This is a genomic window from Spiribacter aquaticus (assembly GCF_007625215.1).
GTDB classification, from domain to species: Bacteria; Pseudomonadota; Gammaproteobacteria; order Nitrococcales; family Nitrococcaceae; genus Spiribacter; species Spiribacter roseus.
Map to the genome: position 1 here is coordinate 178,778 of NZ_VMKP01000002.1, position 16,927 is coordinate 195,704.

General features: G+C 65.1%; 15 protein-coding genes. 7 read left to right on the forward strand and 8 right to left on the reverse strand.

From position 1 onward, the window contains the following. Window positions 1–12: 12 nt before the first annotated feature. Genes FPL11_RS04215 through FPL11_RS04225 form a run of 3 tightly spaced genes read left to right on the forward strand, consistent with a single transcriptional unit; the run spans window position 13 to window position 4,240 of the window. A complete protein-coding gene (locus FPL11_RS04215; protein ID WP_144347550.1) occupies window positions 13–1,251 on the forward strand; it encodes a bifunctional alpha/beta hydrolase/OsmC family protein in 1,239 nt (412 codons plus the stop codon). A 4-nt stretch (window positions 1,252–1,255) separates the two neighbouring features. After that, the gene (locus FPL11_RS04220) at window positions 1,256–3,151 is read left to right on the forward strand and encodes a sensor domain-containing diguanylate cyclase (RefSeq protein WP_144347551.1); all 1,896 of its coding nucleotides are present in this window, start codon (window positions 1,256–1,258) and stop codon (window positions 3,149–3,151) included. 9 nt (window positions 3,152–3,160) lie between these two features. Further along, complete coding sequence (locus FPL11_RS04225) at window positions 3,161–4,240, forward strand: sensor domain-containing diguanylate cyclase (protein WP_144347552.1); 1,080 nt, start codon at window positions 3,161–3,163, stop codon at window positions 4,238–4,240. Window positions 4,241–4,243: 3 nt separating this feature from the next. Here FPL11_RS04225 and FPL11_RS04230 read toward each other — a convergent pair whose 3' ends face one another. The 6 genes from FPL11_RS04230 to FPL11_RS04255 form a co-directional block, all read right to left on the reverse strand. Then, entirely contained in the window at window positions 4,244–5,317 is a 1,074-nt protein-coding gene (locus FPL11_RS04230) for an ABC transporter ATP-binding protein (protein WP_144347553.1), read from the reverse strand. Between the two features lie 5 nt (window positions 5,318–5,322). Continuing rightward, entirely contained in the window at window positions 5,323–6,444 is a 1,122-nt protein-coding gene (locus FPL11_RS04235; protein WP_144347554.1) for an ABC transporter ATP-binding protein, read from the reverse strand. 4 nt (window positions 6,445–6,448) lie between these two features. Beyond that, on the reverse strand, window positions 6,449–7,291 hold the full coding sequence (locus FPL11_RS04240; RefSeq protein WP_110883346.1) for a carbohydrate ABC transporter permease: 843 nt from the start codon (window positions 7,289–7,291) through the stop codon (window positions 6,449–6,451). Beyond that, window positions 7,288–8,154: a carbohydrate ABC transporter permease gene (locus FPL11_RS04245; RefSeq protein ID WP_144347555.1), complete on the reverse strand. Its 867-nt coding sequence runs from the start codon at window positions 8,152–8,154 to the stop codon at window positions 7,288–7,290. The genes FPL11_RS04240 and FPL11_RS04245 overlap by 4 nt, the downstream gene beginning before the upstream one ends. Before the next feature lie 86 nt (window positions 8,155–8,240). Further along, window positions 8,241–9,782 carry an ABC transporter substrate-binding protein gene (locus tag FPL11_RS04250; protein ID WP_144347556.1) on the reverse strand — a complete coding sequence of 514 codons (1,542 nt, stop codon included), beginning with the start codon at window positions 9,780–9,782 and terminating at the stop codon, window positions 8,241–8,243. Window positions 9,783–9,823: 41 nt separating this feature from the next. Next, window positions 9,824–10,579 carry an SDR family NAD(P)-dependent oxidoreductase gene (locus tag FPL11_RS04255; RefSeq protein ID WP_144347557.1) on the reverse strand — a complete coding sequence of 252 codons (756 nt, stop codon included), beginning with the start codon at window positions 10,577–10,579 and terminating at the stop codon, window positions 9,824–9,826. Window positions 10,580–10,842: 263 nt separating this feature from the next. Here FPL11_RS04255 and FPL11_RS04260 point away from each other — a divergent pair, with 263 nt between their 5' ends. Beyond that, entirely contained in the window at window positions 10,843–12,648 is a 1,806-nt protein-coding gene (locus FPL11_RS04260; RefSeq protein WP_159308463.1) for a sigma-54-dependent Fis family transcriptional regulator, read from the forward strand. 18 nt (window positions 12,649–12,666) lie between these two features. Then, entirely contained in the window at window positions 12,667–13,617 is a 951-nt protein-coding gene (locus FPL11_RS04265; protein ID WP_144347559.1) for an acetamidase/formamidase family protein, read from the forward strand. Here the strand turns inward: FPL11_RS04265 and FPL11_RS04270 are convergent. Continuing rightward, complete coding sequence (locus FPL11_RS04270) at window positions 13,587–14,633, reverse strand: serine hydrolase domain-containing protein (RefSeq protein ID WP_144347560.1); 1,047 nt, start codon at window positions 14,631–14,633, stop codon at window positions 13,587–13,589. The genes FPL11_RS04265 and FPL11_RS04270 overlap by 31 nt on opposite strands. A gap of 106 nt (window positions 14,634–14,739) precedes the next feature. Between FPL11_RS04270 and FPL11_RS04275 the strand changes: the two genes are divergently transcribed. Further along, window positions 14,740–15,627: a homocysteine S-methyltransferase family protein gene (locus FPL11_RS04275; protein WP_144347561.1), complete on the forward strand. Its 888-nt coding sequence runs from the start codon at window positions 14,740–14,742 to the stop codon at window positions 15,625–15,627. A gap of 20 nt (window positions 15,628–15,647) precedes the next feature. Here the strand turns inward: FPL11_RS04275 and FPL11_RS04280 are convergent, their stop codons facing one another. Further along, entirely contained in the window at window positions 15,648–16,145 is a 498-nt protein-coding gene (locus tag FPL11_RS04280; RefSeq protein WP_144347562.1) for a beta-class carbonic anhydrase, read from the reverse strand. A 110-nt stretch (window positions 16,146–16,255) separates the two neighbouring features. Here FPL11_RS04280 and FPL11_RS04285 point away from each other — a divergent pair, with 110 nt between their 5' ends. Then, on the forward strand, window positions 16,256–16,924 hold the full coding sequence (locus FPL11_RS04285; protein WP_144347563.1) for a DsbA family oxidoreductase: 669 nt from the start codon (window positions 16,256–16,258) through the stop codon (window positions 16,922–16,924). Window positions 16,925–16,927 lie beyond the last annotated feature (3 nt).

Sequence of the window (16,927 nt, forward strand, 5' to 3'; positions counted from 1 at the left end):
GGAGCATCACTGATGAGCACACAGAAAGTCACCTTCACCGGCCATGACGGTACCCGCCTGAACGCCCGGCTCGACTGGCCGGATGGACCGGTGCGGGCGGTGGCGCTGTTCGCGCACTGCTTTACCTGCTCCAAGGACATCCCCGCCGCGCGACGCATCGCCGGTCGCCTCGCCGCCCAGGGCATCGCGGTACTGCGCTTTGATTTCACCGGCCTCGGCCACTCCGACGGGGAGTTCGAGAACACCAACTTCACCTCCAATGTCGACGACCTGCGCTATGCCGCCGACTACCTCCGCGAGGCGGTGGGTGTCCCGCAGCTGCTCATCGGCCATTCACTGGGCGGCGCCGCCGTGATCAAGGCCGCTCCACAGATCGAAGGCGTACGCGCGGTGGTCACCATTGGCGCGCCGGCCGATCCCAGCCATGTCTCCAGACTTTTCGCCGAGCAGCTCGAGACCATCCGCGAGACCGGCGAAGCCAAAGTCGACCTGGCGGGGCGCGCGTTCACCATCCGGCGGCAGTTTCTCGATGACATCACCGAGGCGAAGATCGACGATGCGCTCAAGCATCTGGACGCGGCCCTGCTGATACTGCACTCCCCCCATGACACCACGGTGGGCATCCGCAATGCCGCGGAGATCTTCCAGGGCGCGATGCATCCGAAAAGCTTCATCACACTGGATCATGCCGATCATCTGATCACCGACGCCGACGACGCGGAATACGCCGCCGATGTCATCGGGGCCTGGGCCGTCCGCTATCTGTCACTGACCGAGGAGCGCCCGCCTGCCGCGGCGCCCGAGGGGGTGACGCGGGTTTCGGAAGTCAGTGCAAAGGGCTTTCGCCAGTCCATCAGTGTCTCCGGCAAGCATCTGCTGACCGCCGACGAGCCCACCAACCTGGGTGGCACCGATCGCGGCCCCTCGCCCTATCAGCTGGTGGCCGCCGGCCTTGGCGCCTGCACCAGCATGACCCTGCGGATGTATGCCCGGCGCAAGAACCTGCCGCTCACGCATGTCTACACGGATGTCACCCACGACAAATCCCATCGCACCGACTGCGAACACTGCAGCGAGAGCGGCTCACGCGTCGACGTGTTCCATCGGCGCATCCACCTGACTGGCGACCTCAGCGACGAGCAGCGTCAGCGATTACTTGAAATCGCCGATAAATGCCCCGTTCATCAAACGCTCGAATCAGATATCGTAGTGGAGACGGCATTGATGAACCGGCGGGGAGAGCCTGACTGAGCGCATGGACCAATCGCGACTGATCCTCAAGGATGCGGCGGATGAGCTGCCCAGCCCCAATGGGGTGGCGCTGGCGATCATGCAGCTGTGGAATAGCGACACGCCGTCGATCACTCAGATCGCCAGGCTGGTCGAGACCGATCCCGCTCTCAGTGGGCGCCTGCTACGCCTGGCCAATGCGGCCTCCAGGGCCGGCCGCCCGGTGGTCTCCATCCGCGAGGCCGTCGCCCGCCTGGGGCTCGAGACGGTCAAGCAGGTGGCGGTGGCCTTTTCCCTGGTCGACCCCGAGCAGGAGCGACAGTGCGAAGCCTTTGACTATGCGGGCTTCGCCTCGCACTCGCTGCTGGTGGCGATGCTCGCCCGCCAGCTCGCCAGTCAATCCAACACCGCACCTCCCGAGGATCTGTTCGCCTGCGCGTTGCTGGCGCGCGTCGGCTGCCTGGCGCTCGCGACGGTCTATCCGCAGGAATACACACAGATCCTGACCGGCTCAAGCCCGAGCCTTGTTGCCGAGGAGCGCCACCGCTTCGGCTTTGATCACAACGACCTGTCCTACGAACTGATGCGTGATTACGGCGTGCCCGAGCCGCTGGCCCGGCCCGCCGTCCACCACGAGTCACTGGATCGAGTCGGCGACGTCGCTGACGGCCGCCGGTTTCGCATTGCCGCACTGCTTCATATCGCCTACCGACTGGCCAATCAGGGGTTTCAGACCCGTGATGCCGCACTCGATGACGAGACGCTTGATCGCGTGACGGCGCTGGCACATGACGCCCTGGATATGGATAGCCAGAGACTCCGCGCCCGGTTCGCCGACGCCATCAACGAATGGCTCAGCTGGTCGCAGGTATTCAGCCTGCCCGAATCGCACCCGGTCGGGCCTGATTCCGCCCCCGAGACGCAGGCCGCCGATCGCCATGACGACCCCCATGAGGATGGGCGCAAGCGGGCACTGGTCCTGCAGACGCCCTCGGATCCGCCACTGACCGAACCGCTGGAGGCAGCGGGGTTCGGCACCTGTCACCGCGATGATCAGGAGCAGATGCTGCGTACCGCCGTTGAACACCAGCCCGATCTGCTGGTGATCGACCAGGCGGCGATTACCGGATCCGCGGAGAGACTGCTGCGCCTGATCCGCTCCACCGAATGGGGACGCGCCGTTTATATCGTGCTGATCGGCGATCATCTTGATGAGCCGGCACAGGCGCCGTTGTATGCAGCCGGCATCGATATGTACCTCGAAAGGGAAATGGCCGCTGAGTCTCTGGCAGACCGGCTGGCCCCGGCGCATCGGCTGGCCGAGCTTAAATCGCTCTGGCTCTCAGACCGGCGTGATCTGCGGCGCACGGCGAACCAGCTGGTGATCAGCCGCCGCAAGTTCGAGACCCTGTCCATGACCGATACGCTGACCGGCCTGCCCAATCGCCGCGCCGGAATGGCCGAGCTGGAGCGGGCGTGGGCGCAGTGGTCCCGCGGTGGCCCGGCGGTAGGGATCATTGCCCTCGATCTTGACCATTTCAAGCGCATCAACGACCACCATGGCCACGCCGCCGGCGACCGCCTGCTCGCCGAAGTCGCGAGCGTCTGGTCGGGCGTCATCCGTCAGGGCGAAACGCTCTGCCGCTCCGGGGGCGAGGAATTCCTGGTGATCACCACCGGTATCGACCTCGCCGCCATGAAGCGCATCGCCGTCCGCCTGCAACAGGCGACCCGCGATATCACTGTCCCATGGCGGGACTCGGTCATTGGCATCAGTGTCAGCATGGGCCTCGCCCACAGCAACGACGCCACTGATCAGGAAGCGCTCCTCAATCGCGCCGACAAGGCGCTGTATGCCGCCAAGGAAGGCGGTCGCAACCGCATCTGCTTTCGTGATAACGACACCTACCTGGCAGTTTGAGAGGCCGCCTTGGAACCGAAAGCCCAGACCAGTGAGCGGCTCAGTGAGGGATTGCGACTCAGTATGGAGATCGTCAACGATCTCCTGAGCGCGCGTCCCGACGAACTTGACGCCGCCATTCATGATGCACTGGGGCGGCTCGGCCGGTTTACCGACTCCGACCGCACCTACATCTTCCGCATTCGTGACGGTCACGCGCTGGATAATACCCATGAGTGGTGCGCGGCGGGCGTCGATCCGGTCATTCATATGCTCCAGGACCTGCCTGTCGACATTGCAGAGGACTGGTGGTCGGCTTTTGATGAACACGGCGTCGTGGAGATCCCCGACGTCGACGCCCTGCCCGATCGCCGTCCCGAAAAGGCCACGCTGCAGGCCCAAGGCATACGGTCACTGCTGGCCGTGCCCATGGTCATGAATGGCGAGGTGGCGGGGTTCATGGGCTACGACTCGGTGCATTCCCATCGCCATTTCCTGACCGGCGAGATTGATCTGATCCGCAATGTCGCCAATGTGGTCGCGTTCACCCTCGATAAACGCGACCTCGACCGGCAGGCGCGCCGCGCCCTGTACGACCCGGTCACCCAGATGCCCAACCGCCACAGCCTGCACATGACCATGGCGCGGACAACCGGACCGGGACGCGGCACCGACGCCCACCCGCCCTCTCACGCCGCCCTTATCTTCATTGATCTGAACCACTTCAAGGAGATCAATGACAGCCACGGGCATCCGGTGGGTGACCGCGTCCTGTCACGGCTCGGCGAGCGCATCAACAGCCTCCAGCGCCCTGATGATGCAGGCTACCGTTACGGCGGCGACGAGTTCGTCGTCATCGCCCGCGACCTCGACAGCGATGCGGACACGGCACGTGAGGAGGCCGGCATTATCGCCAACCGGCTGATTGAGGGCATCAGCCAGCCCATGACCGTGAGCAGCGGCCACCGGCAACTGACCTTTCGGGTCGGCGCCAGTGCCGGGATCGTCGTCACGCCCAGCGAGGACAGGGACTGGGATGCGCTCGTGCGCCGCGCCGATCGGGCCATGTACAAGGCCAAGGAGGCCGGTCAGGCCTACGGGTTCGGCTGACTCTCAACGGCTCTCCACCAGACTCCCATCACAGAACACCCGCAGGTGGCGATCCATCACGCGCAGCTCGATGTCATCGCCGAGTACCCCGCGCCAGTCGTCGAGCCGCGCCCGAAACCGGGTGCCGCCGCTGTCCAGCTCGAGGACCTGATCCAGCCCCTCGAACCAGACCCGCTCCACGCGGGCCCTCACGCGATGCCCTTCGCCACCGAGGTTGACATGCTCGGGGCGGAAGGCGATTTTCAGATCATCACTGCCCGCCATGGCCGGGGTCATCGGTACCTGCAGCTGACCACCCAGCACGCCCAGCGCATCGGCTTGCCTCACCGCGGGGAGGAAGTTCATCGCCGGTGAACCGATGAAGTAGCCGACATGCTCGGTGCGCGGATTATCAAACAGGGTCTGCGGATCGCCCTGCTGCACGATCTCGCCATGGTTCATCACAATGATGCTGCGCGCGAAGGTCAGCGCCTCGTTCTGGTCGTGGGTGACCAGGACCATGGTGATGTTGAAGGCCTGATTGACGGCCTTGAGCTTGCGGCGCAGCTCGAACTTAAGCTGCGGATCGATGACCGTGAGCGGCTCATCGAGCAGCAATGCACTGACATCGTCACGCACCAGTCCCCGCCCCAACGAGACGAGCTGCTTCTGATCGGCGGTGAGCGCCACCGCTGGGCGGTTGAGCACATGTTCCAGCCCCAGCAGCTCGGCCACATCGCCCACCCGCCGATCAATCTCCGCGCGTTGACGACGCCGGCAGACCAGTGGAAACGCCAGATTCTGGCGCACCGTCATGGACCGATAGATGACCGGCACCTGAAAGACCTGTGCGATGTTGCGGGCCGCTGTGCCGCGCGTGGTGACATCCTCGCCATCGAACAGCACCCGCCCGTGGCTGGGCTGGATCAGGCCGGAGATGATGTTGAGCATGGTGCTCTTGCCGCAGCCCGAGGGGCCAAGCAGCGCGTAGGTCTCGCCATTGCGCCAGGTCATATCGAGCGGTTTGAGCGCGTACTCCGGCGACGCCGCCGCCGGGTCGTAGGAATGCGCAAGGGATTCGAGGTGGATCTCCGCCATGGGTGTTACTGCCTTGAGTCCGCGCGCTGACCGGGGTGCGCGACATGCACGCGCCGGCCATTGCGATCGAATACGAATACCGTCGAGAGCCGCGGCCGGATGTGGATCTGGCTGCCCACCGGATGATTGACCACCGCCCGCTCGTGCAGCACCAGATGACAGCCGGCCATGTCCAGATGGGTGACGGTCTCCGAGCCGCTGACCTCGGTGAGCGTGACCACCGCCGGGCGGCCTTCGGGCGCGAGCGCCAGATCGCTGGCGCGCAGGCCCAGATAGTACTGTCCGGGGGACAGGCCCTGATCCCCCAGCAGCCCGAGGCGTTCGACGCCGAACAGGGTCTCGAGGGAGAACCAGCCCAGGCTTTCCACCTCCGCGGCGTCGCTATCCAGCGTCATTGATAGGATATTGACCGGTGGGTCGTTGACGACCCGCGCGGCGCCCACGCTCGCCGGCGCGTCAAAGACGGCGCGGGGCGGGCCCTCCTGGACGACCCGCCCCTCTTCCATGACCAGCAGCCGGGCGCTCATCTGCAGCGCCTCGGACGGCTCGGTACTGGCATAGATCACGATGGTCGAGCGTCGCCCCTCAAGCAGCTCGACCAGATCCTCACGCATCTGCTCGCGCAGCTTGTAGTCAAGGTTGACCAGCGGCTCGTCGAGCAACAGCACCGGGGCATCCTTGGTCAGCGCCCGGGCGATGGCGACCCGCTGCTGCTGCCCGCCGGACAGCGCACCCGGACGGCGGTCCGCCATGGCTGCAAGCCCCACCCGCTCGATGGTCTGCCAGGCCCGCTCACGCGCGGGCGCGGCGGCGACACCGGCACGACGCAGCGGGAACGCCACGTTGTCGAGCACCGAGAGATGCGGGTAGTTGATGAACTGCTGATAGACCATGGCCACCGGGCGGCGCCAGGGGGCCAGACCGTCCCAGCGCCTCCCGCCATGCTCGATGTGTCCCGCATCCAGCGTCTCGAGACCGGCAATGGCCCGTATCAGACTGGTCTTGCCGGCCCCCGTGCGCCCCAGCAGGGTGTAGAGCGCGCCCGGTTCAAGATGCAGCGAGATGTCATCCAGCCAGGTCTCGTCCCTGACGCTTAAGTTGATGTTCTGCAACGTCAATGCCGACATGGGACTACCTCACAGCACCGGCCAGGCCGCCCCGCGACAGGAAACGCTCGACCACGAAGGCCAAGAGGATCAGCGGAGCGACGGAGATGAGAGCGGACGCCGACAGCGACCACCACGGCGTGACCGACGAGTTGAGCGCGACGATCGCCACCGGCAGCAGCTGGGTGTCGGTGAACGTGAGCGTGAAGGCGAAAAAGAAGTCATTCCAGCCAAAGATCAGGCAGAACATACCGGCGACGATCAGCCCCGGTACGGAATTGGGCAGGATCACCCGATAGAACGTCGTCAGCGGCGTACAGCCGTCCAGCCATGCCATCTCATCGAGCTGGCGCGGCACGTTGTTGAAAAAATCCACCATCACCCAGACCGCGATGGGCAGCAGCAGCGCGATGTACACCAGAATCAGCCCGGCCAGCGTATCCAGCAGCCCCAGCTGGCGCAGCAGCAGAAAGAACGGAATCGCCAGGACGATCGGCGGCATGATCCGCTGCGAGATGAAAAAGAAGGTGATATCGGCATTGCGGATGAAGCCGGCCCGGAAGGTGAACCGCGACAGGCCGTAGGCGGCGAGCGTGCCGAGGACAATGCTGATCAATGACGCCGAACCGGTGACGATGATGCTGTTCAGATACGGTCCGCTGATATCCGTGCCGCCCGAGCCGCCAAACAGCGACTGCCAGCCCTGCAGGCTCGGCTTGTACTGCAGCCAGGGGATCCAGGTCGCGCCGCCGGTCACGCCGTTGGCGGTCTTGAACGAGGTCGTCACCGCCCAGAGAAACGGGAACAGGACAAAACACGACCACAACAGGATCGCGAGGTACTTGATCGCCAGATAGAGGGTTTTCATGTTCGATCCTTCACGAAGAGCCTCACGAGCACCTTGGCGATGATCGTCAGGCTGATGATCATGATCACCAGATAGGTCACTGACAGCGCCGACGCGTACCCCAGCTGAAAGTCGCGCAACCCGCGGATGTAGATGTAGTAGGTGGAGGTCTCGGTCGCGGTGCCCGGCCCGCCCGAGGTCATGACATACACCGACTCCATGATCTTCGAGGCCTCGATCAGCCGGATCAGGATGGCCGCGATGGAGATGCCCGCCATGGCCGGGAAGGTCACGGCAAAAAATGTCCGGATCGGGCCCGCACCATCGATCCTGGCCGCCAGATACGGCTCGCGCGGCAACGACACCAGACCCGCCAGCAGCAACAGGAACATGAACGGCGTCCACTGCCAGATCTCGACCATCATCACGCTGGCGAATGCCAGCGCCGGCTCGGACAGCCAGGGCACGCCCTGCAGCCCCAGCGCCTGGAGCAGGCCATTGAGTGGGCCGATGCTTTCATGGAACACGGTGCGCCAGATCACCGACATGACCACTGGCGTTGTCATCATCGGCACCAGAAACAGCACCCGGAAAAACCGCCGTGCCTTCAGATCGCCCCAGACCAGCAGGGCCAGGCCAAAACCGAGGACGTACTGGATCAGCACCGTCCCCACCGCCATGACCATCAGGCGTCCCAGCGCACCCCAGTAGCGCGCGTCCTCGAGCAGCCGGCCATAGTTGCCACCGGCGATCCAGTCCAGCTCGGGCTGGAAGACGTCCCAGCTGGAAAAACTGACCCGGATGGTGAACAGCAGCGGAAAGATGATGATCGCCACCAGCACCAGCAGACCGGGCAGGAGAAAAAGATGTTTCTGTCGGTACATGGGCCCCCGCTCCGCACGTCGAAACCGTCATCGACTCGGTCAGAAGGGGCGGCCCGACCGCGCCGGACCGCCCCCGGAATGACGAGCTAGCGCGCGTCCTCGATCTCGACCACGTTGGCGTAGGCCTCGCGGACACGGTCCTTGCCGATCCGATCGACAATCCGCGACCACTCCTCGGCAACCCCATCCAGCGCCGCCTGCGGCGTCGCCTGACCGGCGACCGCCTCGGCCACACCGGCCGCGAGTGAGGTCATGAACTGGCCGACACCCGGGACACGCAGGTCAAAGACCCGATTGTCGTAGCTGTCGATGCGCTCGAGCGTTTCCACATACTGCTCGGCCATGTCCCGATCCCAGCCCAGATCGTCCGCCCAGAAGTCGGCGTCGAAGTGATCGGTGCGGTAGGGATTGACGCCGAATCGCCCGATCTGCAGATCGTGACGGGTATTGGCCTCATTGGAGAAAAAGCACAGATAGTCGAACGCCATGTCCTTGTTCTCACTCGACTGCGCCACGGCGCTGGTCCAGCCCCAGGTAATGTAGGCCGCGCGGTTGGGTTCCTCGAAGGTGTCCCACTCGCCGGTCTCACGGTTCCACACCTCGCGGGCGCCCGGCAGCATCTGGGTGCGGACATCGTTACGGATGGGGCTGTCGGCCTGCTGCGCCTGGATGAGTGCGTCATCCCAGCTGTAGCTCATCAGCGTCTCGCCACCGCCGAACGAGAAGATCTCGTCACCCAGGCCAAAGTTGGTGCCGCCCGGGGGGAATGCGTCCTGCGCCTCGACAAACAGCTCAAGCCCGCGGACCCAGCCCGGGTTGTTGATGAGCGGTTCCATGGTCTCGAGATCAAAGAAGAACCCGCCGCCGACATCGGGATGCTTGGCGTACGGCGCCGCACGGCTGATGAACGCCGAGAACATCAGATCGTCACGCTTGACCACCTCGGCCGAGCCATAATTGGGATCGCCGTCGCCATCCCAGTCCCAGCCGGTGAACACGCGCGCGACTTCGTTGTACTCCTCCCAGGTCTCGGGCACGGCCAGCTCACGGCCGGTCTCCTCGAGGAACCGCGCCTGCATGTCCGGATCACTGAAGATATCCTCGCGATATTTCAGGTAATGGCGGTCACCATCCATGATGTACTGCTTCATCTCACCGCCCCACATCCCCACATCGCGGGTGGTGTCGGTGAGGCCCTGCATACCCGCGGTGGACTGATACTCCTCGGGCACATTGGCCAGATAGGGGTTGTAGTCACCCAGCCACAGCGAGGCGTAGAACAGCACGTCGTAGGCGTCCTGACCGGTCTGGAACGGGATCATGATGCGCTGGAACAGGTCCCCGAACGGCACATGCACCACTTCGACGTCGGCGCCGGTCAGCTCCGAGAACTGCTCGGCGTGGAGCTTGGTGGGCTCACCGATGACCGGAATCGCATGGGTGATCACGGTCAATTCGCGACCGCTGTAGTCCTTGGCATCAATGGACTCGTAGCTGCACATACCGGGGACGTCCTGCTCGATGCCGAACCGGGTGTAGTCCTCGGCCGACGCCATGCCGGCCGCAAGCCCCAGTGCCGACGCCGCGGTCAGGACCTTGGCTGAACGCAACAGTTTTTCACTGTGCATGATTCTCTCCTCTTTTCTCTCTTTTTTAGACTGCTCCGCGATCAGAGCATGACTTCGCCACCGTTGGGCGAGATGCAGGTGCCGTGGAAAAAGCTGCCGTCATCCGAGGCGAGCAGCAGCGCCGAGGGCGCGATCTCCTCGACCTCGCCGAACCGGCCGATCGGAATCGCCGCTTTCAGGCCGTCGAGGACTTCCTGCGCGAGCGGTGTCAGCAGGTCGGTGTGGGTGACCCCGGGGGCGACCGCATTGACCCGCACGCCGGTGTCGGCGCACTCCAGTGCCAGGGCCCGGGTGAACGTCATGTTCGCGCCCTTGGCCGAGCAGTAATGGGTCAGGGCCGGGGCGCCCTTGTAGGCAAGCTGCGAGGTCACGTTAATGATCCGCCCTTCGCCGCGGGGCTTCATGTCGCGATACACCGCCTGGGTCATGAAGTAGGTGCCCTTCACATGCACCGACCACATGCGGTCGAAGCTCGCCTCGCTGATGTCCTCAAACGGCTCGGTGATGTTGTGACCGGCGTTATTGACCAGGATGTCGATCTGGCCGAGCGCGTTCTTGGCATCGGCATAGAACGCCTGCACGTTGGCGGGCTGGCTGACATCACACTCGGCGGAGTAGACCCGACGCCCCATCGCCTCGATCTCGTGGGCGGTCTCGCTGGCGCGCTCCGCATCGTTGTAATGGCAGAACGCCACATCCGCGCCATGCTCGGCGAAAAGCGTGGCGATGCCCTTGCCGATGCCCCTTGAGCCACCGGTGATCAAGGCGCGCTTGCCCGCTAGTTTCTGTGCACTCATTGTCGATCTCCTCCTGTTTTTGTCGCGATCGACATCATCAATACAGGAGCCTGGGATGCAATTGCAAGTACCTGATTATAAACGTTTTTTGTGTCCACAAACTGAACACTCCAAAGCGACCGTCCAATCTCTGGACACTCCTGTGCGTTCCGGTCGCGATGACTTGATCGCCCCCGTAAAGCGGGGTAATTTCAAAGTCGTTACGTCAGAACCCCATGGCCTTTGCGTTCACTAAAAATCGGGGTCGGCGCGAGGAGGACAATATGGCTATCCAGTCGCGGGAGATCTCGAGGGCCCGGCAATCCCTCGAGCGGCGGGGGCGTGTCTCCACCGCGTCGCTGCCGCCGGATATCGCCGAGAGCTGGCAGCGTTGCGTTGACCTTGGACTCGATCCCCTGGGACCGGCCCGCCTGGCGGACCTTGATGCCGACGCACTGCGCGATGCCTGCGAATCCCACGACGACCTCATCCGCTTTGCGCGGCCCGAGATCGAGCTGCTCTACGACCAGATCGCCGGGTCCAACTTCATGATCGCGCTGGGCAGCTCGGATGGTCTGATTCTGCAGACACTGGTGGACCATCAGTTCGCCGACAACGCCGCCGCCCATACGGTGGTGCCCGGATCAGACTGGACCGAGGTGGTGCGCGGCACCAACGCCCTCGGTATCGCGCTCAAGACCGGCCGGCCCGCGCACGTCTATGGGGAGGAACACTACCTGCGTGCCAACGCCGGGGTCTCGTGCATCTGCACGCCGATCTTTGACGGGCGCGGCGCCATTGCCGGGCTGCTTGACGCCTCCACCACGGCCGCCCACCGCCAGGAGCACACCGCCGCGCTGCTGCAGATGTCCGCCGGCAATATTGAAAACTGCCTGATCCGCTCGCGTTGCGAGGATCAACTGATCCTGCTGTTCCACCCCCGCCCGGAATATCTGGACACCCTGAGCGTCGGGGTACTGGTGCTGGACCGGGACTACCGCATCGTCGCGTTCAATCGCCGCGGCGGTATTTTTCTGGCCGGGCTGAGCGATCTGATCGGCCGCTCATTTTCAGCGGTCTTCGAGGAACCCCTCGAGAGTCTGGCGAGCCGCCTGGGCCGGGGCGAGACAGTGCGGGTGCGCGACCGCTTCGGCTCCGCTGCCTCGATGCGCTGCCTGTCAAACCGCGCCAGTTTCGCCCTGTCCGCCCGGGCGGTCCCCGTGGCGACCCGGCCTGTCACCGATGACGGCGCCGCGCAGGCGGCGACCCCCGCACTGATCCTCGAGGACCCGGTCCTCGCCGAGCGCCTCACGGGATTGCCCCAGGCCGCTCACCGTGGCCTCTGCATCAGCATTGACGGCGAGACCGGCACCGGCAAGACCGCCCTCGCCGGCTTCATCCACGCCAGCGCCGGCCGTCAGGGCGCCTGGCACTGCCTACGCCCCGGCGACTCGCCCGAGGCGATCACCCCCGCGATGCTCGAAGGCGGCACCCTGTGCATCGACGCCCCCGGCGAATTCGATCCCACCACCCAGGCGGCCCTGCTGCGACTGGTCGAGCGGCTGCAGGACAACGATGTGCTGCTCATCAGTACTGGACTGGAGGGCCCCGCCCAGGAAGCCAGCCAGGGACGACTGCGCACCGATCTGGCCTATCGACTGGCCGGCTTTCGCGTCGCCGTGCCGCCACTGCGCGAGCGCGATGACCTGGATGAACTGATCGAACACTGCCTGGCGGAGATCCAGCCCGATCTGCGCCTTACTGCCGCCGCCCTTAAAGCGCTGCAGGGGCATCACTGGCCGGGCAACCTCCATGAACTCAGATCCCAGCTGCAGCATGCCAGCGTGCGGACGGCCGGCTTTGAACTGGGGATTGAAGACTTCCCCGATCTTGCGACCGCGGTGGACCCGCCGATCACCGCCGGCCGGATCGCCGAGGCGTTGATGCAGCTCACCGACAATGGCTTGAAGTGGCGAGACGTCCACGGTCAGACCATCGCCCTGATGGTCGAACAGTGCGAGGGCAACGTCGCGGATGCGGCCCGGCGTCTGGGCCTGTCCCGCACCACCGTCTACAAATACCTGCAATAGCCACCGGAGTGCGCCTGAATGCCCGCCCCCCATCATCTGACCGCCACGCCGGATACCGTCGCCTGGGGTTATCTGGACGCCGCCCGCCGCGCCGTTCTGCAGGTCCAGTCGGGCGACGAGGTCGTCATCGACACCCTCTCGGGTGAGCCCGAAAACCTGCCCGCCGACCCGGCGCGCGTCCTGCCCGATCACCGCGCGGTGCTCGAGGCGCAGCGCAAGGAGCGGGGTGAGGGCGTGCATCACCTCACCGGCCCGATCCACGTCGACGGCGCGCGACCCGGGGATTGCCTGCAGATCGACATCCTCGCGGCCACCCCCCGCCAGGACTGGGGCTTCTGCGAGATCCTGCCCCTCAAGGGGATCCTGCCGGCCGAGTTCACCGACTATCAGCAGATACTGATCGACATCGACCGCGTTCGGAATCAGGCCACCCTGCCGTGGGGACAGTCCATCGCGCTCGACCCGTTCTTTGGCATCATGGCCGTCGCGCCACCGCCGGAGTGGGGGCGCCTCGCCTCCCCCGTGCCCTGGGCCTTTGGCGGCAACATCGATAACCGGGCCCTGGTCCCGGGGACGACGCTCTATCTGCCGGTATTCAACGACGGCGCGCTGTTCAGCGTCGGCGATGGGCATGGCCGCCAGGGCGATGGCGAGGTCTGCATCGATGCGCTGGAGACCGCACTGCAGGGACGCTTCCGCCTGACGGTCCGCCGCGACATCCCTGAATCTGCGCCCTTCGCAGAGACCCCCAGCCATTGGATCAGCATGGGCCTGCATCCCAGCCTCGATCAGGCGGCGGAGCAGGCGGTCCGGCAGATGGTGCAGCTACTGACCACACGAACCGGGCTCGATCGCAGTCAGGCCTTCATGATGACCAGCATGCTAGGCGACCTACGCATCACCCAGGTGGTCGACGGCAATAAAGGCGTCCACATGCTCTATCCAAAAGATGCCACGCAGGCCCCCTGAAGCGCTGCGACACGATCCGCCAGTCGGTTGACGAAACCATGCAGCGCATCCCGATAGCCGGTCCGGCCGGAGGGCTTGTTGGGGTCCGAGGTGATCACCACGGTCATGGCGAGCTCGGGAATCACATAGAGCATCTGCCCGCCATAGCCCCAGCCGTAGTAACCGGGATGGCCGGCGAACGAGCGGATGAACCAGCCGTAGCCGTACCCATCGTTGGTCCAGCGTGAGCGACCGCGCACCTGCCAGCTTGCCCTCACCCAGCCCTCGGGGAGCAGCCGCTCGCCGTCGGCGGTGATGCCACCGCGCCGATAGAGCTCCCCCAGTGACAGCAGCGCCGCCGGCCGCATGGCCACCTGATTACCACCCAGTGCGACGCCCTGCGGGTCGGTGATCCAGTCGGTCACCTGGACACCCGCCGGGGCGAGCCAGCGGTTGGCGAGCGCGTACGCCGAGGCACCGGTCCGCCGCTGGAGAATGGCCGACAACAGATGAGTGTTGCCGGTGGAGTAGCGCATCTCGCCGCCTGGCTCGCCTTTCATGGGCTGGTCGAGGACGGCCTTCACCCAGTGGTCACTGGCCACCCAGGCCCCATAATGCTCGCCGGAGGTGCGCTCCAGCCCCGCCTGCATGGACAACAGATGTTCAAGCGTGAGGTGGCGGAGGGGCTCGGGCGCCTGGGGCGGCATCGCCTCCGGCAACGCGTCGGCGACCCGTTCGTCCACGCCGCGGATCACGCCCTGCTGGATCGCCGCGCCGACCACCGCCGCCATCAGCGTCTTGGACGCCGACTTGACATTGGTGGCCACCTGCGGCGACGCCCCATGAAAACCTCGGCCAACCACCGGCTCACCCGCCACCGCCACATGCAGCGTGCGTAGCGTCTTGAACCGGTCAGCCGACGCCGCCAGCGCGCTCAGTCCGCTGTCATCGATGCGACAGTCGGCAGCGCCGATGGCCGGGATGAGCAGCACCGCCACGAGCAGTGCCAGCAGATTGCGACGGCGTTGTAACCCCATCGCCCGACGATAGCAGACAACGCGGCTGGAACGCGGCTCAACTTCTGCGCCACCGCACTGTCTCAGCCGCAGATACCTTAACGCGCGACCACACCGGGGACTCGGCATGATCACTCTTCTCGACGGCGGTATGGGACAGGAACTGCGCAAGCGCAGTCAGAAGCGGGCCTCGGCACTGTGGTCGGCCCAGGTCATGATGGATGAGCCCGCGCTTGTCACCGCCGCCCACCGCGATTACATCGATGCCGGGGCGGACATCATCATCACCAATAACTATGCCGCAACGCCCCTGCGTCTTGCCCGGGACGGTGACTCGGCCTGGTTCGAGCCCCTGCATGAATCCGCCCTTGACGCAGCGCATCGGGCGCGGCGTGACAGTGGTCGGGCGGTGCGCATCGCCGGCTGCCTGCCGCCCCTCGTGGCGAGCTACCATGCGGACGTCGTCCCGGATGACGCCACCTGCCGGCGCGATTATGAGCGCCTCGCCGCGACCCAGGCGCAGGGCGTGGACCTTTTCATCGCCGAGACCATGACACTGACCCGCGAGGCGGTAGCGGCCACGCGCGCCGCCAGGGCGCACGGCCATGCCGTCTGGGTCGCCTTTACAGTGGATGACGCGGACGGCGGCAGGCTTCGATCCGGTGAGCGACTGGCCGACGCCGCGCAGGCGGTGGTCGCCGAGGGGGCGGAAGCCGTTCTGGTCAATTGCTCGGCACCCGAGGCACTGACGCGGGCCATGGCCGACCTCGCCGGTCACGATGTGCCGTTTGGCGGTTATGCCAATGGCTTTGAGGCGGCCGCCGAGCTCAGGCCCGGCGGCACGGTTGAGTCATTGGCCGCCCGCGAGGGCCTGACACCCGAGGCCTACGCCCGGCATGTCCAGCAGTGGATTGACGCGGGCGCCACGCTGGTGGGCGGATGCTGCGAGATCGGCCCGGCCCATATCCAGCAGATCGATGCCCTGCGCCGGGGATTCCAGACCCCGGATGACTGATCACGCGTGGCTCATCGATTTTACGCTTCGCGCACGGGCTCCAGCGTTCCATGAGCGACGTTATAGACAAATCCACTAATGGCCTCGCCATTGGGCAGATAGGGGACGGCCTTCAACCGGCGGATCGACTGGCGGACATCGGCATAGGGGTCGTCGAACGCATCGAGCGCGAACGCCGGCCGATGGCCCGTCTCCTTTTCGACATCGGCTTTGACCGCATCATCCTTGAAGGTCAGCATGCCGCAGTCGGTGTGGTGGATCAGGACGATTTCCGTGGTCCCCAGCAGGCGCTGCGAAATAAGCAACGAGCGCACCACATCGTCGGTGACGACGCCGCCGGCATTACGGATGACGTGTGCCTCGCCGAGGCCAAGGCCCAACAGGCGATAGACATCCAGCCGGGCATCCATGCAGGCCACCACGGCGACCTGACGCGCGGGGGGCATGGGCAGGCCGCCCTGCGTGAACTGGCTGGCGTACTGCCGGTTAGCTTCAATAAACTCGTCGGCTCGACTCATGGTGATCTGCTCCTGCGATAGTTCGGAGCTGGAGCGTATCAGCCAGCCTGTCAGGCCAGTAATACCGAGTATTCATGGGCTTATTCCAGACTCATCTAAGGAGATGGATCATGCAGAACCTTCGCATCGATCTGGTTTCTGACATCGCCTGCCCCTGGTGTGCGATTGGCTACCGACGCCTTGAGCAGGCGCTGGAGACGCTCGCCGGCGAGATCGAAGTCGAGCTCGCATGGCAGCCGTTCGAGCTGAATCCGGACATGCCACCCGAGGGCGAGCCGATACTCGAGCATCTATGCAATAAATACGGCCAGGATGCCGAGCGTGTTGAGCGCACCCAGGGGGAAATGATCAAGCTCGCCAGCGACCTGGGGCTGAATTTCGATGGTGCGAGGGCGCGTCGTGCGCACAATACGTTTGATGCCCACCGCGTGCTCGCCTGGGCCGCCGAACAGGGCCGCGAAACCGCGCTGCAGCAGGCGCTGTTCGATGCCTACTTCGGTGAGGCGAAGCGTCCATCAGATCCGATGGTCCTGCGCGAGGCGGCCCAGCAGGTTGGCCTGGACGGTGAAGCGGCCGAGGCGGTCGCCCGATCCGATCGCTATGCGGAGACCGTCCGGGCGGCCGAGCAACGATTCATGCAGGCGGGCGTCAGTGCCGTGCCGGGTTTCGTGATCGACGGACGCTATCTGATCTCGGGCGCTCAGCCCGCCAGCAGCCTCGTCGATGCAATCCGACAGATTGCCGATGAGACCCGCGATCGTGCACCCGAGCACGCCTGATAT

Coding starts and splice junctions, on each gene's coding strand:
- FPL11_RS04215 (WP_144347550.1), top strand. CDS start 13: ATGAGCACACAGAAAGTCACCTTCACCGGCCATGACGGTACCCGCCTG.
- FPL11_RS04285 (WP_144347563.1), top strand. CDS start 16,256: ATGCAGAACCTTCGCATCGATCTGGTTTCTGACATCGCCTGCCCCTGG.
- FPL11_RS04270 (WP_144347560.1), bottom strand. CDS start 14,633: ATGGGGTTACAACGCCGTCGCAATCTGCTGGCACTGCTCGTGGCGGTG.
- FPL11_RS04275 (WP_144347561.1), top strand. CDS start 14,740: ATGATCACTCTTCTCGACGGCGGTATGGGACAGGAACTGCGCAAGCGC.
- FPL11_RS04235 (WP_144347554.1), bottom strand. CDS start 6,444: ATGTCGGCATTGACGTTGCAGAACATCAACTTAAGCGTCAGGGACGAG.
- FPL11_RS04265 (WP_144347559.1), top strand. CDS start 12,667: ATGCCCGCCCCCCATCATCTGACCGCCACGCCGGATACCGTCGCCTGG.
- FPL11_RS04245 (WP_144347555.1), bottom strand. CDS start 8,154: ATGTACCGACAGAAACATCTTTTTCTCCTGCCCGGTCTGCTGGTGCTG.
- FPL11_RS04230 (WP_144347553.1), bottom strand. CDS start 5,317: ATGGCGGAGATCCACCTCGAATCCCTTGCGCATTCCTACGACCCGGCG.
- FPL11_RS04240 (WP_110883346.1), bottom strand. CDS start 7,291: ATGAAAACCCTCTATCTGGCGATCAAGTACCTCGCGATCCTGTTGTGG.
- FPL11_RS04280 (WP_144347562.1), bottom strand. CDS start 16,145: ATGAGTCGAGCCGACGAGTTTATTGAAGCTAACCGGCAGTACGCCAGC.
- FPL11_RS04255 (WP_144347557.1), bottom strand. CDS start 10,579: ATGAGTGCACAGAAACTAGCGGGCAAGCGCGCCTTGATCACCGGTGGC.
- FPL11_RS04250 (WP_144347556.1), bottom strand. CDS start 9,782: ATGCACAGTGAAAAACTGTTGCGTTCAGCCAAGGTCCTGACCGCGGCG.
- FPL11_RS04260 (WP_159308463.1), top strand. CDS start 10,843: ATGGCTATCCAGTCGCGGGAGATCTCGAGGGCCCGGCAATCCCTCGAG.
- FPL11_RS04220 (WP_144347551.1), top strand. CDS start 1,256: ATGGACCAATCGCGACTGATCCTCAAGGATGCGGCGGATGAGCTGCCC.